This is a genomic window from Micrococcaceae bacterium Sec5.7 (genome assembly GCA_039636785.1).
In the GTDB taxonomy this organism is placed as follows: domain Bacteria; phylum Actinomycetota; class Actinomycetes; order Actinomycetales; family Micrococcaceae; genus Arthrobacter.
Genome location: CP144169.1, coordinates 854,115 through 868,112 on the forward strand (window position 1 = coordinate 854,115; position 13,998 = coordinate 868,112).

At 66.0% G+C, this 13,998-nt stretch carries 8 protein-coding genes, 2 tRNA genes and 1 pseudogene; 8 read left to right on the forward strand and 3 right to left on the reverse strand.

The window, feature by feature from the left end; all coding sequences use genetic code 11:
* Window positions 1-54: 54 nt before the first annotated feature.
* Window positions 55-1,038 (reverse strand): NAD(P)H-quinone oxidoreductase, encoded by a 984-nt coding sequence (locus tag V3C33_03920; GenBank protein ID XAS68469.1) that lies wholly within the window; start codon window positions 1,036-1,038, stop codon window positions 55-57.
* Window positions 1,039-1,151: 113 nt separating this feature from the next.
* Between V3C33_03920 and V3C33_03925 the strand changes: the two genes are divergently transcribed.
* The 3 genes and pseudogenes from V3C33_03925 (at window position 1,152) to V3C33_03935 (ending at window position 3,409) form a co-directional block, all read left to right on the forward strand.
* A tRNA-Ser gene (locus tag V3C33_03925) sits at window positions 1,152-1,239 on the forward strand.
* Window positions 1,240-1,432: 193 nt separating this feature from the next.
* Window positions 1,433-2,239, forward strand: coding sequence for a VOC family protein (locus tag V3C33_03930; GenBank protein XAS68470.1), 807 nt, complete (start codon window positions 1,433-1,435; stop codon window positions 2,237-2,239).
* A 198-nt stretch (window positions 2,240-2,437) separates the two neighbouring features.
* Window positions 2,438-3,409, forward strand: a pseudogene (locus tag V3C33_03935) (5'-nucleotidase).
* 21 nt (window positions 3,410-3,430) lie between these two features.
* Here the strand turns inward: V3C33_03935 and V3C33_03940 are convergent.
* The gene (locus tag V3C33_03940) at window positions 3,431-5,413 is read right to left on the reverse strand and encodes an FAD/NAD(P)-binding protein (protein ID XAS68471.1); all 1,983 of its coding nucleotides are present in this window, start codon (window positions 5,411-5,413) and stop codon (window positions 3,431-3,433) included.
* Window positions 5,414-5,487: 74 nt separating this feature from the next.
* Here V3C33_03940 and V3C33_03945 point away from each other — a divergent pair, with 74 nt between their 5' ends.
* The 5 genes from V3C33_03945 to V3C33_03965 all read left to right on the forward strand — a co-directional run bounded on the left by V3C33_03945 (window position 5,488) and on the right by V3C33_03965 (window position 11,804).
* Window positions 5,488-7,785 (forward strand): prolyl oligopeptidase family serine peptidase, encoded by a 2,298-nt coding sequence (locus V3C33_03945; GenBank protein ID XAS68472.1) that lies wholly within the window; start codon window positions 5,488-5,490, stop codon window positions 7,783-7,785.
* The gene (locus V3C33_03950; protein XAS68473.1) at window positions 7,782-8,330 is read left to right on the forward strand and encodes a GNAT family N-acetyltransferase; all 549 of its coding nucleotides are present in this window, start codon (window positions 7,782-7,784) and stop codon (window positions 8,328-8,330) included. Before V3C33_03945 ends, V3C33_03950 begins: the two co-directional genes overlap by 4 nt.
* Window positions 8,331-8,421: 91 nt before the next feature.
* Window positions 8,422-8,509, forward strand: a tRNA-Ser gene (locus tag V3C33_03955).
* Between the two features lie 149 nt (window positions 8,510-8,658).
* A complete protein-coding gene (locus tag V3C33_03960; protein ID XAS68474.1) occupies window positions 8,659-10,329 on the forward strand; it encodes an NAD(P)/FAD-dependent oxidoreductase in 1,671 nt (556 codons plus the stop codon).
* Window positions 10,326-11,804, forward strand: a complete 1,479-nt coding sequence (locus V3C33_03965; GenBank protein ID XAS68475.1) for an MFS transporter — start codon at window positions 10,326-10,328, stop codon at window positions 11,802-11,804. The genes V3C33_03960 and V3C33_03965 overlap by 4 nt, the downstream gene beginning before the upstream one ends.
* Here the strand turns inward: V3C33_03965 and V3C33_03970 are convergent.
* Window positions 11,728-13,932: a RecQ family ATP-dependent DNA helicase gene (locus V3C33_03970; GenBank protein ID XAS68476.1), complete on the reverse strand. Its 2,205-nt coding sequence runs from the start codon at window positions 13,930-13,932 to the stop codon at window positions 11,728-11,730. The genes V3C33_03965 and V3C33_03970 overlap by 77 nt on opposite strands.
* Window positions 13,933-13,998: the final 66 nt, after the last annotated feature.

The window sequence follows — 13,998 nt, forward strand, 5'->3', positions numbered from 1 at the left end:
GCGAATTCACCGCCAGAATCGGCTAACAGTCACACCAGGGGCCTGAGTGCGGGTCTACATCACCAGCAGAATCTTGCCCACGTGATCGCCGGAGTCAAAATACTTATGGGCGGCCCGGACCTGATCCAGCGGGAATGTCCTGGCTACCAGGGGCCTGATCCGGCCATCGGCAATCAACGGCCACACGGCCTCACGGACGGCGTTCATGATCACGCCCTTTTCCTCGACAGTCCGCGGGCGCAACGCGGTTGCAACGACCACGGCCCGCTTCCGCAGCAACGCGCCAAGGTCCAGCTCACCCTTGGTGCCGCCCTGGAGTCCGATGACCACGAGCCGCCCGTATTCATTGAGCGCATCAACGTTCTGCTGAAGGTATTTGGCACCCACAACGTCCAGGATCACGTCCGCGCCGCGGCCCTCATTCTGTGCACGCAGACTTTCCGGAAAGTCCTCCTCGGCATAGTTGATGGCAATGTCCGCGCCGAGGTAGGCCTTGGCAGTGTTGACCTTTTCCGCTGTGCCTGCCGTGGTGGCCACCTTGGCGCCGAACGCCTTGGCCAGCTGGATTGCCATGGTGCCGATTCCGCCGGTGGCTCCATGGATCAGGACGGTTTCGCCGGCCTGCAGCTGCGCCGTCATGATGAGGTTTGAATAGACCGTTGCGGCCACCTCGGGCAACGACGCAGCGGAAACCAGATCCACGCCGTCGGGAATTCTCAGCACCTGATCTGCCGGGACGGCCACCTGCTGCGCGTAGCCGCCACCCGCGAGCAGTGCCACCACCTTGTCGCCCACGGAGAACGGCTTGGACACCCCCGGGCCGAACCCTGCAATTCGGCCAGAAACCTCCAGCCCCGGCACTTCGGATACACCAGCCGGCGGCGGATAGAAGCCCTTCCGCTGCTGGACATCTGCCCGGTTGAGTCCGGCCGCCACGACGTCGATCAGCACCTCGCCGTCGCCCGGCACCGGAGCCGGGACCTCCCGGATTTCCAGCACTTCCGGCCCGCCGGCCTCTGAAATGTAGACGGCTTTCATGGAGAACTCCCGTTTTCTAGCTGATTCCTGCCCCAAAGCTATTGTGCAGTAACGGCAACCGCCAGACCCCGGTTTTTGTTGCAGCCAACTGCCTATGAAACACTACTCGTTAGGGAAGGTTGTCCGAGCGGCCGAAGGAGCTGGTCTTGAAAACCAGTGTGCGGTAACCCCGTACCAAGAGTTCGAATCTCTTACCTTCCGCGAAAGAACCCCGGTTCGCCAGCATGGCTGGTGACCCGGGGTTCGTCGTTTCTGCGGACCTTGGCATTTCCGTCTGCATCCCGACGGACAAAAGCATTGAAAGTGTCAGAGCCGGGGCATAGTGTCATTCGTGTCTCCACCGCCCACACAAATCTGTGGACACGAGCCACAGACCAAACCAGGAGCTCACACAATGCCTACCCCTGACATCACACCCGGCGCACCCTGTTGGATTGACCTGATGACCTCGGACGCCGTCAAAGCCAAGCAGTTCTACGGCGAACTCTTCGGCTGGACCTTCGAGACCGGCGACCAGGAGAAATACGGCGGCTACATCTCCGCGTCCAAGGACGGCAAGTCCGTGGCCGGGATCATGCAGAAGCCGGAAGACCAGGCATCCATGCCGGACATCTGGTCGACGTACCTGCGCACAGACGACGCCGCCGCGACTGCCGCCGCAGTGACAGCCAACGGCGGCCAGATTTACATGGAGCCGATGGACGTCCCTGAACAGGGCCATATGGCGATGTTCGGCGATGCTACCGGGGCCGCAATCGGCGTCTGGCAGCCCCGCGAAATGAAGGGCTACCAGATTGTCGCGGAACCCGGGACCCCGGCGTGGCACGAGCTCCACGCCAAGGACTACGACGCTGCGGTGAAGTTCTATCAGGATGTATTCGGGTGGGACACGGACGTCATGAGCGACACCCCGGAGTTCCGGTACACCACCCTAGGCGCGGGCGACGCAGCCAAAGCCGGCATCCTGGACGCGTCTGCGTTTCTTCCTGCCGAGATCCCCTCCAACTGGCAGATCTACTTCGCCGTCGAGAACACCGACCAGTCCATCGAGAAGGCAGTCGGTATGGGCGCGACTGTCGTGCAGCCTGCAGAGGACAGCCCCTTCGGTCGGCTGGCCACGCTGACTGATCCCACTGGTGCCACGTTCAAGGTGGTCGAGGACCTGGGGCAGGGCGGACAAGAGCAGGGCGCGAAAGCCTGAGCTCAGCGCTATTTCGCGCAGGTAATTGTCATACAAAATACCGGCCGGCAGCTTCAATTGAAGCTACCGGCCGGTATTCTTTGGTGATGGTCAGCATCTGGGGTGGCTGTCCGGAAAACAAGCACTACTGACAGCGACCAGGCCAAGGGGGCCCCGGGCCGGAGGCGGCATATTCTGCCGGGGAACGTCCACCGATGCAACCTGGTGGCCGACTCGCTCGTGGAAACGCTTAAGTCCGCCGGGCTCGGAGCCGCTGAAATCGGCGTCGTCAACCCCGGTGGACTCCGCAACGAGCTCTACTACGCACCGGACGGCACCATCACGTACGCAGAGGCAAACTCGGTCCTGCCGTTTGTGAACAATCTGTGGGCCACCTCTCTGACGGGCGCACAGTTCAAGACCCTCCTTGAGCAGCAGTGGCAGACCAACCCGGACGGCACGGTACCCAGCCGTGCCTACCAGCAGCTGGGACTGTCGAAGAACGTGAACTACACCTACGACACCGCCCGCGCCGCAGGTGACCGCATCACGTCCATCCGGGTAAACAGTGCGCTGATTGATCCGGCCAAGTCCTACCGGATCGGCACGCTCAGCTTCCTGGCCACGGGTGGCGACAATTTCCGGATCTTCAAGGAGGGTGCCTATACCAAGGACTCCGGCCTCGTGGACCGCGATGCCTGGATCAAGTACCTGCAGGACCACACTACGGTCACACCGGATTTCGCCCGCCGCACCGTTGCCGTTGTGAACACCACAGCGGCCTCGGTCAAGGGCGGGCAGGCCATCACCCTGGCCGTTTCCAAGCTGGACCTCACCTCGCTGGGCAGCCCGGTCAACAAGTCACTCACCGCAGTGTTCACCGATTCCAAGGGCGTTGTCACCTGGCTGGGGACGGTGCCGGTTTCCGCCGGTGCTGCCTCGGCGGACCTGAAGGTTCCGGCCGGAGCTGCCGAAGGGGCCGGCACCTTGGTCCTGACGGCCGCCGAATCCGGAACCGTGGTCAAGGCCGATGTGACAGTGGCCGCCAGCGGCCCCGTCCCGCCGGTCTGCAGCGGCCCCGTCCCGCCGGTCTGCACCGCGCCCGTTCCGCCGACCAAGTGGTACGACGTTGTTGGATGGATCAAGTACGCCATCGCCCGGGCCAGGTACCAGCAGTGCTTGCGCGGCTAGTCATTTAGCCCGACAGCCAGGCTATCCGTTGAGACCCAGGATGTGCCGGGCGATTTCGTCGGCGTCGCGAAGGGTGCGCTGGCCGCTCGCATACACGGGCCCGTGCTGCTGCGCGGCCTCGGCTGCAATCGCGGTGCCCCACTGGGTTGCTGACAGCTGGAGGCCCAGCACATACAGACCGTCAGTCACGGCGCCGTTCGCACCCACAGGCCGGTACGGGTGCGGGCTGACGTCCAGGCCCGTCGTCTGCACGGGCGAGCCCTCCGCCGTCATCATGAGCCGGGGCCGTGCCAGCCCGTCAGCGAGGAGCTGCTCCAGAAGCGGCGATTCATTGACGGCAACGCGGTTGGCGGGGGCCAGTGCCTCGATCATGGTCCTGGCCTCTACGGGGCCGCCCTGCACCCACGGCGAGACCGCAGTGAACGTCCCGGCTTTGCGGTCCAGCCCGAACTTGGGATCCGGTCCCACGAAACGTACGATCCCGGCATGGGCCAGGGCCGCGAGCTGCTCGGCGCGGAGAGCAGGCGGCCCGCTGGCCAGCCCTTCCACAAAGGATTCGAACCAGCCCCGGAGCCCGGCCACCCAGGATTCATCGGTGATGCCGCCGTCGGCCACTGCCGACTTGAGGACGGCACGCCCGTGATGGAGGGCTCCGATTGCCATCTTGACGGGGTCGTCCTCGCCAAGGGCTGAGCGGCGGGCATCGTCGAGCAGATAATCCACGACGGCGGCGTCCAGTTCCGCACGGGAGGCAAAGGAGCGCTTGGCCAAAGGAGCCGCCAGGCCCGGAAGGTCCAGCCAGTGGAGGGGAGGGACATGGATGGCGATCACGGCGTCTACGGCCGCCTCCCACTTCTCGGCCGCGTGGGCGTGCGGATGGAGCGCGTCCTCAAGGGCTTCCAGAAACTCCGCCGGTTCGGTGACCGCGTCCGGCTGCGAGCGCACCAGCGTTGAATAGTAGGCCCACAGGGCGTCGCGGTGCAGCAGGGGCCACAGATCATGGTCAAACCCTGGGCGGATCCCGGCAGCCACGAAACGGACCACGGCTGCCTCCGTGAAGTAGCGCAGTGTTACGGAAACGGGGTAATAGCCGGCGAGAGTGGCCTTGGCCCGGTAGGGCGTTCCGCGCCGCGAGGCCGCAATAATCAGCGGCTCCTGACCGGAAGGCAGGTACTCGAGCGTGGACCGGCCGTTCCCGGCACGGCTGCCACCCGCACCTGCGCCGCCGTCCACGAATTTGCCGCCTCGGCCCTCCGTGAGCTGGCCCATCACGTCGAAGAAGTTCAGCCCCATGCCGCGGACCAACACCGGTTGGCCGGCAGGGACGCTGGACCAGTCGACGTCGGCGGGTGCTGCAGGCGGCAGATACTGCAACCCAAGCCGGCTGGCGGCATCCTTCAGCTCGCGCTGCTCCGCATTGAGCCGGGACTCCAAATGGCCAAGCGCCAGCACCACGGAACCGACCGTGAGGGCTCCGCCGCCCGCGAGGTCGACGTCGAACATTCCGTTTCCGGAGCGGCGCACGGCGGTGGCGGACGCTTTATGGAAAACAACGGTCACGCCGTCGGGCAGCTGTGCCAGCAGCTCGTCCAGAGTGGAGCGGAGATACCTGCCGTAGAGTGCGCGGCTGGGAAAGCCGCGCGACCCGAGGCCTGCAAGTTCCGCGCGTTCATCGACGGTCAGCGAGGGCAGCGGGTCCTGTTGCTGCCGGGCACGCCATTGATCGAACGTGGCGCCGGCAATCGGAGCGGCCAGGCGGGGGTCTTCAGGAATAAGCGTGGGATAGAACGACTGTGTGTTCATGAGGTACAGCCGGGACTGCGCTGGCTGCCAGACATGCCCCGGGCCGGCGGGATAGGGATCAATCACGTCGATGTGGAGAGGCCCGGATGTGGCTCCTGATGACGCGGCGGAGGCCTGGTTAGCGAGCAGTCGCTCCAGCACGCTGGTACCCCGGGGGCCGGCACCTATCAGCGCTGTCCGGATGCCTTGCGATGTGCCCACGACATCCAGCGTATCCGCAAGTGACTTGCTCTCTTGACTTGCGGGCAACGCGCTGATGTTGCTTGGATGGGGCCATGACCACCACAGAAGCTGATCACACGCCCGCGCCCGGCCAAGCATCCGCTTCCGGAACAGCCCACGAACCGACCGATGAGAACATCTGGCTGGAGGACATTTACGGCGAGCAGCAGCTTGCCTGGGTCCGCGAGCAGAACGCCCGCACCGAGGACCTCCTGGAGGACGCCGACTACGCACGGCTTGAGGGCGATATCCTGGAGGTGCTGGACTCCACGGACAAGATCGCCATGGTGGGCAAGCGGGGCGGCTGGTACTACAACTTCTGGAAGGACCAGCAGAACCCCAAGGGCCTGTGGCGCCGGACCTCCTGGGACAGCTACTGCACCGATTCCCCGGAGTGGGAGGTGCTGCTGGACGTGGATGCCCTGGCCGCGGCCGAAGGCGAGGAATGGGTCTTCCACGGCGCCACCTTCCTCCGCCCGGCAGCAGGCGAACCGTACCGGCTGGCGCTGCTTGCCCTCTCCCCTGACGGCGGTGACGCCAACCGCTACCGCGAGTTCGACGTCGAAACCCGCGGTTTTGTTGACCCGGCGGCCGACGGTTTTGACCTCCCGACGGCGAAGGGCAACGTTTCGTGGCTGGATGCGGACACGCTGCTGGTGGCCACCACCGCCGAAGGTCTGCCGCGGACGGCATCTTCCTACGCACGGACGGCCGTGAAGCTGCACCGAGGCCAGACCCTGCCGGAAGCCGCACGCCTGTTCGAGATCCCCGAGGACCACATGATGGCGGCTGTGGCCCACGACTCCACCCCCGGTTTCGAGCGGACGTTCGCTGTGGACTGGATCGACTTCTTCAACCGGAGCACTTCCCTGTTGCGCGACGATTCCTGGGTTGCTTTTGATGTGCCCACCGACGTGAACCTGAGCGCCCACCGAGACTGGCTCCTGTTCCGCCCTCAGGGCGACTGGTCGGTCAACGGGACGACGTACCCTGCAGGTTCGTTGCTTGCCGCCGATTTTGAGGGCTATCTGGCGGGCTTCCGCGAGCTGACCGTTCTGTTCGCCCCAGACCAGCACACCTCGCTGCAGTCCTGGAGCTGGACCCGCAACTTCCTGCTGCTGAACCTCCTGCGCGATGTGTCCTCGGAGATCCGTGTGCTGGATCCTTCGCAGCCTGGTACGGATTCGGGCCCCGCGGCCGGTGCGTGGGCCTCTTCCGTGCTGGATGCGTGCCCGCCACTGCATGACGTCAACGCCTATGCGGTTGACGATGAGGACGAGGCGGGGTCCGACGGCGCCCCTGACGCCGTTTCCGGTGACGGTCCCGGCTCCGGCGACGACTTCTGGCTCGTGGCCACAGGATTCACCACACCGGGCACCCTGACCCGGGGGACGCTGACGCGGGGACGGCAGGCACGCTACTCACTGGACTCCGGGCACGACGGCGGCGTGGTCGGCACGCACTCCGTCATTAAATCGTCGCCTTCATTCTTCGACGACTCCGCCTACGAGGTCCAGCAGCACTTCGCCGTCTCGGCAGACGGCACCCGGGTGCCGTACTTCCAGGTGGCTTCCAGAGACCTCGTCCTGGACGGCCAGAACCCGACGCAGCTCTCTGGCTACGGAGGCTTCGAGATCTCACGGACTCCGGCGTACAGCGGCGCGATCGGCCGCGCCTGGCTGGAGCGCCGCACTGAGGAATCGGCGGGAGCAGCAGGCGAAGCGCCGCACAGCCGCGGCGGGGTCTACGTGGTGGCCAACATCCGCGGCGGCGGCGAGTACGGTCCGTCCTGGCACCGGGCTGCCCTGCAGGAAAACCGACAGCGCGCCTATGAGGATTTCGCTGCCGTGGCAAGGGACCTGATCTCGCGCGGGGTCACGTCGCGCCAGCGACTCGGCTGTGTGGGAGGATCCAACGGCGGGCTTCTGGTGGGCAACATGCTCACCCAGTACCCCGAGCTTTTTGGCGCCGTGTCCTGTGGTGTACCGCTGCTGGACATGCGCAGGTACACCCGGCTCTCCGCCGGGCACTCGTGGATTGCCGAATACGGGGACCCGGACGTGGCCGAGCAGTGGGAGTACATCAGGACGTTCTCGCCGTACCACCTGCTCAAGGACGGCGTGGACTACCCCGAAACGTTCATCTGGACGGCCACCTCCGATGACCGCGTCGGCCCGGTCCAGGCGCGCAAGATGGCGGCCCGCATGCAGGCCATGGGCATCCCCAACGTCTGGTTCCACGAAGCGCTCGAGGGCGGCCATGCCGGGGCCTCGGACAACCGCCAGGCCGCCGCCCTGCAAAGCCGCAGCCAGCACTTCCTCTGGCGGTCACTGGCCGGCAGGACTGCATGAGCGCGACAGGTGGCGAGGATGGGCCGGCTGCCGAAACCGGCCGCGCAGCCGGCCTCCTGAGCGTCCGGCCGGCCGAGCCAGGCGACGCCGAAGCCGTGGCACACGTCCACACCCGATGCTGGCAGCAAACATACCGGGGTATTCTCTCCGACGGTTTCCTGGACGCGCTGGATCCCGCCGGGCGTCTGGGCATGTGGCAGCGGATTGTCGGAGGCCCCCGGTTGGCGGACCACTGGGTGGCGTGCGACGGCGGCACGGTAGTTGGCTTTGCCGGCCGCCAGCATCCGGGCGCAGAAGGTCAGCTCCCGCTTCCGGTGCGTCCGGTGATGCTTTGGGGGCTGTACCTGCTGGAGTCCCACCAGGGCCTCGGGCTGGGGCGGAGGCTGCTGGAGTCTGCTGTGGGCGATGAACCCGCGAGCCTGTGGGTGGCTGCCGAGAATTCCCGTGCTGTGGAGTTCTACCGGCACTTCGGATTCGAGCTGGACGGCGCCGATGAGGTCATGGCCGAGTGGGAGAATCTGCGGGAAGTACGGATGCTTCGCTGACCCCGGTGTTGGCACCGTTCGGGCTGCCAGGTGGCCGTTTTGCACTGCATGGCCCGTTCTGAGTATCCTTGGTTGGCTAGTAATAGCAATTGGAGACGTGCCAGAGCGGCCGAATGGGCTTCACTGCTAATGAAGTGTGGGGCACAACTCCACCGGGGGTTCAAATCCCCCCGTCTCCGCGTTTGGCCCCGGTCCCTGGACCGGGGCCTTTTGCGTACCCGGGCCTCTTGCGTACCCGGGCCTCTTGCGTCTTCCGGTCTTGGCGAGAGCGGGTCCGGGTTTCGGACACCCTGCGCTCTTGGTCCGGCCCTGGTGGCAGGATAGACGGATGGCTGGTAACAACGCGTTCGACGCGATCATCGTAGGTGGCGGGCACAACGGGCTGGCGGCCGCAGCGTATTTAGCACAAGCGGGTCAGAACGTGCTGCTGCTGGAGAAACTCGACCACGCTGGCGGTGCCGCCGTTTCGGCCCAGGCATTCGACGGCGTTGATGCCCGCCTTTCGCGGTACTCCTATCTGGTCAGCCTCTTGCCGCAGCAGATCATCGATGACCTCGGGCTCCGGATCAAATTGGCCCGCCGTCGCTATGCCTCCTACACGCCGGACCCCGCAAAGCCCGGCAGCGGCCTGCTGATCGATAACGCCGACGCCGACGCCACGGCTGCCTCGTTCCCCGGCGTCGGAGCGTCCGCTGGAGATGCCGTGGCCTTCTCGGATTTCTACGCCACCTGCCGCACGCTCACCGAGGCACTGTGGCCCACCATGACCTCGCCCCTGATGACGAGGTCCGAGGCACGGCGGCTGGTGTCCGCCGCGGGCGGGGCCGGCGCCTGGGAATCCATGATTGAGCAGCCCATCGGCGAGGTCATCTCAAGCACATTGGAAAACGATCTGGTGCGTGGCGTGGTGCTGACCGACGCGCTGATCGGCACGTTCGCACAGGCATACAGCGGGGACCTGCAGCAGAACATCTGCTTCCTCTACCACCTGATCGGTGGCGGAACCGGGGACTGGGATGTGCCGATCGGCGGCATGGGTGCAGTTTCCGGCGAGCTGGAACGGGCCGCCCGCGAGGCCGGCGCAACCGTGCTGACAGGCGCCGAGGTAACGGCCGTGGATCCGGACGGGGCGGTCAGCTTCCGCCTCGGCGGCGAAGACCAGGTGGCAACCGGGAGCTGGATTCTGGCCAATGTGGCACCCGTGGTGCTGGACCGGCTCCGGACCGGCGCCGAAGGGGAACCGGAGGAGGTCCCGGCAGCAAATCCAAACCATCTGCGGGAAGGCGCCCAGGTGAAGGTGAACCTGCTCCTCAAACGGCTCCCGCGGCTGCTGGACCAGTCGGTGAGCCAGGAGGCGGCGTTCGGCGGCACGTTCCATATCAACGAGACCTGGACGCAGCTGGATGAGGCCTTCCTTGCGGCAGAGTCCGGGGCTGTGCCCGACCCCCTGCCATGCGAGATCTACTGCCACTCCCTGACGGACCCGTCCATCCTGTCGCCGACGCTCAGGGCGGCCGGGGCGCAGTCTCTGACGGTCTTCGGGCTGCACATCCCGGACCGTCTGATCAGCGAGGAGAATAACGATGCCCGCCGTGCAGAGCTGCAGGCCGCCGTCGTAAAGTCCCTGAATTCGGTGCTGGCTGAACCGATTGAGGGCTTGCTGATGACCGGACCCGGCGGCCGGCCGTGCATCGAAACCAAAACCACTCTCGACATCCAGCGGGCCGTGGGCATGCCGCGCGGGAACATCTTCCACGGTGGACTCGACTGGCCGTTTGTGGAGGACGGTTCCCCGCTTGACAGCCCGGCCCTCCGCTGGGGTGTGGCCACACGCGATGCCCGGATCCTGCTGTGCGGTTCCGGGGCGCGGCGGGGCGGCGCTGTGAGCGCCATCGGCGGCCACAATGCTGCCATGGCCGTGCTGGAAACGGCACGGCAGCCAATGACAGGGCGGGACGCGGCCGGCCAGGACGCACCCGGGCAGGTACCGTCCCGATGAGCATGCCACCGGCCGCCGCAGCCTCCGGGGCAGGCCATCCCTGGAATCCGCGGCTGGCACTGCTGGTGGCTGCGACGTTCTTTATGGAGTTCCTGGACGGCACGGTGCTGACCACCGCCATTCCGAGCATCGCCTCTGATCTGAACGTGGCCGCGGCGGACGTGAACATCACCATGACCGCCTACCTCATGACGGTGGCCATGGGCATTCCCGTCAGCGGCTGGCTCGCAGAGCGGTTGGGAGCCCGGCGTGTGTTCTGCCTGGCAATCGCGATCTTCACCGTGGCCTCGCTCCTCTGTGCCGTGAGCCAGGACCTGACATTGCTCACCCTCAGCCGTGTCCTGCAGGGGGCGGGCGGGGCCATGATGGTGCCGGTGGGCACACTGGTGGTGCTCCGCGGAACGCCCAAAGCGGATCTGCTGCGGGCCACGGCCTATCTGGTGTGGCCCGGGTTGCTGGCTCCCGTCCTGGCGCCGCTGGTGGGCGGTGCGCTCACCACCTATCTGTCCTGGCACTGGATCTTCCTGATTAACCTGCCGCTGGGGCTCGCAGCGTTCATTGCCGCACTCCGGCTGGTTCCGGCAGGTGCCGGTGACCGGCACCGCCGGCTGGACTGGTTCGGCTTGTTCCTCACCACCCTCGGGGTCGGGGCTCTCGTGGTGGGGCTGGAGCTCGCGAGCGGTCACCCGGACGGCCCCTGGGCATCACTGAGCATTGCCGCAGGTCTTGGTTCGCTCGCGGGGGCTGCTCTCTGGATGAGGCGGGCCCGGCATCCGCTCTTCAACCTGAAGGTCTTTGCCACCCGCACTTTCCGCGCCACGGCCACGGGCGGTTTCATTTACCGGCTGACCATCAGTGCGGTGCCGTTCCTGTTGCCCCTGATGTTCCAGACCGGCTTTGGCTGGACGCCGCTGCACGCCGGCATCATGGTGGCGGCAGTCTTTATTGGCAACATCGGCATTAAACCTGCCACCACCCCCCTGATCCGGCGCTTCGGTTTCAAACCGGTGCTGGTGTTCGCATCGCTGGCCTCCGGCGTGACTTTCGCGCTGTGCGCAACGCTCGACGCCGGCACTCCCGAACCGCTGATCTTCGCCCTTTTGGTGTGCAGCGGCGTGTTCCGGTCCATTGGCTTTTCGGCTTACGCCTCAGTGCAGTACGCGGACATTGTGCCTGCGCAGCTGACGTCAGCCAACGCTGTTTCCGCCACCCTGGTGCAGCTGGCCACGGGGACCGGGATCGCCGTCGCCGCCCTGCTGCTGCGCCTTTTCGACGCACCCGGCGTCTTTGCCGGCGACCCAACCGGGCCCTACCGCGGAGCATTCCTGGCCATCGCAGCACTGATGCTGCTGAGCACGCTGGACAGCCTGACGCTGCAACGCCATGCAGGTGCCGAAGTCAGCCGGCCTGGCCCAGCACCAGCGGAAGAACAGCACCTGCGCCGGCCCGGCGAAGGGCGCGACCAGCCACGGTAACCGTCCAGCGGCTGTCCACAAGATCGTCCACCAGCATCACGCTCTGGCCCTGGATCGATGCCAGGGCAGCCTGCAGCTCCGGCCCCACCACCAGGCGGTCCCAGACTCCGGCCAGCCGGTAGGCGCTGTTGCCGCCCCGTCCGCCAGCAGGCCCGCCGTGCTCCGGCTGTAGTTGCCCCAGGTACGGAATGCGGCCGATCTCCGAAATCCCCTTGGCCAGAGACTCCACGAGTGCAGGTTTGCTGCGTGACGGGATACTGATGATTGCCGCCGGCCTGCCTGCCCCGCTCCAGCCGGGGTTCCGGCCATCGCCGGTTCCCCATTCCCGCAGCACCTGGACGCAGGCCTGCAGCATACCGGGATCAACATCCGTGTCTGCAGCCCCTGCGGCGAATATCTCCCGCAGCGAGCCGCCCCAGCCCAGATCTGTCAGCCTGGCCAGAATGCGGCCGTTTGCCAGGCTTTCGTCCGGCTTGATCTTGCCCTTGACCGGAACACCCAGCCGGTCCATGCCGCTGGGCCATTGGAGCCGGGGTTCCAGCACCCCGCCGGCGCGGCTGAGCGTCTGGCCTGCTGCCTCCGTAGCGGAGGATGAGATATCCACGGGGAACCAGCGCCCGGCACAGTTGTCGCACCGGCCGCAGGCGTGGGCTGTCGCGTCGTCAAGGACGGACGTGACGTATTCCATCCGGCATCCGGCGGTGTCCTGGTAGATCACCATGGAGTCCTGTTCGTCAACGCGCGCCTCGGAAATGCGGCGGTACCGCCCGGAATCGTAGATCCAGGGCTGGCCGGTGGAACGCCAGCCGCCGCCCACACGTTCCACGGCACCGTCCACGGCGAGCACCTTAAGCAACAGCTCCAACGGTGTGCGGCGCAGGTCCACGCGCGCTTCCAAAGCGACCGTGGACAACGCAGAGCCTGCTTCAGCCAGTGCGGTCAGGACTGCCGAGGCCTTTTCCTGCGACGGCATGGACGCCGTGGCAAAGTACTTCCAGATGTCGCGGTCCTCTGATCCGGGAAGCAGGAGGACATCCGCATTGGCCGCTCCACGGCCGGCACGTCCGACCTGCTGGTAGTAGGCCACCGGGGAAGACGGTGCACCCAGGTGGACCACAAAGCCAAGGTCCGGCTTGTCGAAACCCATCCCCAGGGCAGACGTGGCCACCAGCGCCTTGACGTGGTTGTCCTTGAGGAGCTGCTCGGCCCGTTCCCGGTCCGCGGGGTCGGTCCTGCCCGTGTATGCCAGTACTTTGTGGCCGGCCTCGGCCAGCAGGCGCGCAGTATCTTCCGCCGCGGAGACGGTCAGCGTGTAGATGATGCCACTGCCGGGAAGGTCCGCGAGATGCGTCAGCAGCCAGCCAAGCCGCTCGCGCGAATCCGGCAGGGTCAGCACTCCCAGCCGCAGCGAGTCACGGCCCAGCGCGCCGCGGATAGTCAGTACCCCTTTGCCAAGCTGTTCCTCGATATCGTGGACCACCCGTGAATTTGCCGTGGCCGTAGTGGCAAGGACGGGAACGGCATCCGGCAGCTGTGTAATCAGATCGGCGATCCGGCGGTAGTCAGGCCTGAAGTCGTGGCCCCAGTCAGAAATACAGTGGGCCTCGTCAATGACCAGGAGCCCTGTGCGGCGGATGAGTTCCGGCAGCTGGTTCTCCCGGAATGACGGGTTGGTAAGCCGCTCCGGTGACACCAGCAGCACGTCAACCTCGTCAGCAGCCAGCTGCTCCCGAACGGTGTCCCATTCCAGCTGGTTGGCTGAATTGATGGCTACCGCCCTCACACCGGCGCGGGCAGCCGCAGCCACCTGATCGCGCATGAGTGCCAGCAGCGGAGAAACAATCAGAGTGGGGCCGGCCCCGCGGCGCCTGAGCAGCAGCGATGCCACAAAATAGACTGCCGATTTCCCCCAACCGGTGCGCTGGACAACCAACGCCCGCCGGCTGCCGTCGACCAGCGCCTCAATAGCCTCAAACTGGCCGTCGTGGAAGTCGGCCTCCGGGTGGCCAACCAGCTCCCGAAGTACCTCCAGCGACTGCGCGCGGGTTCCGGAAACGGGGGCGTCACCGGAAACGGGCTGAACGGTTGGATCGGAGGATAGGACTGCAGCATTCTGGTTATTGGCCATTGTTTCAGTATCCCAGCCACCCCTGACACCCAAAAGCCTGGCGACTCCCTATGTGGACAATCCGGC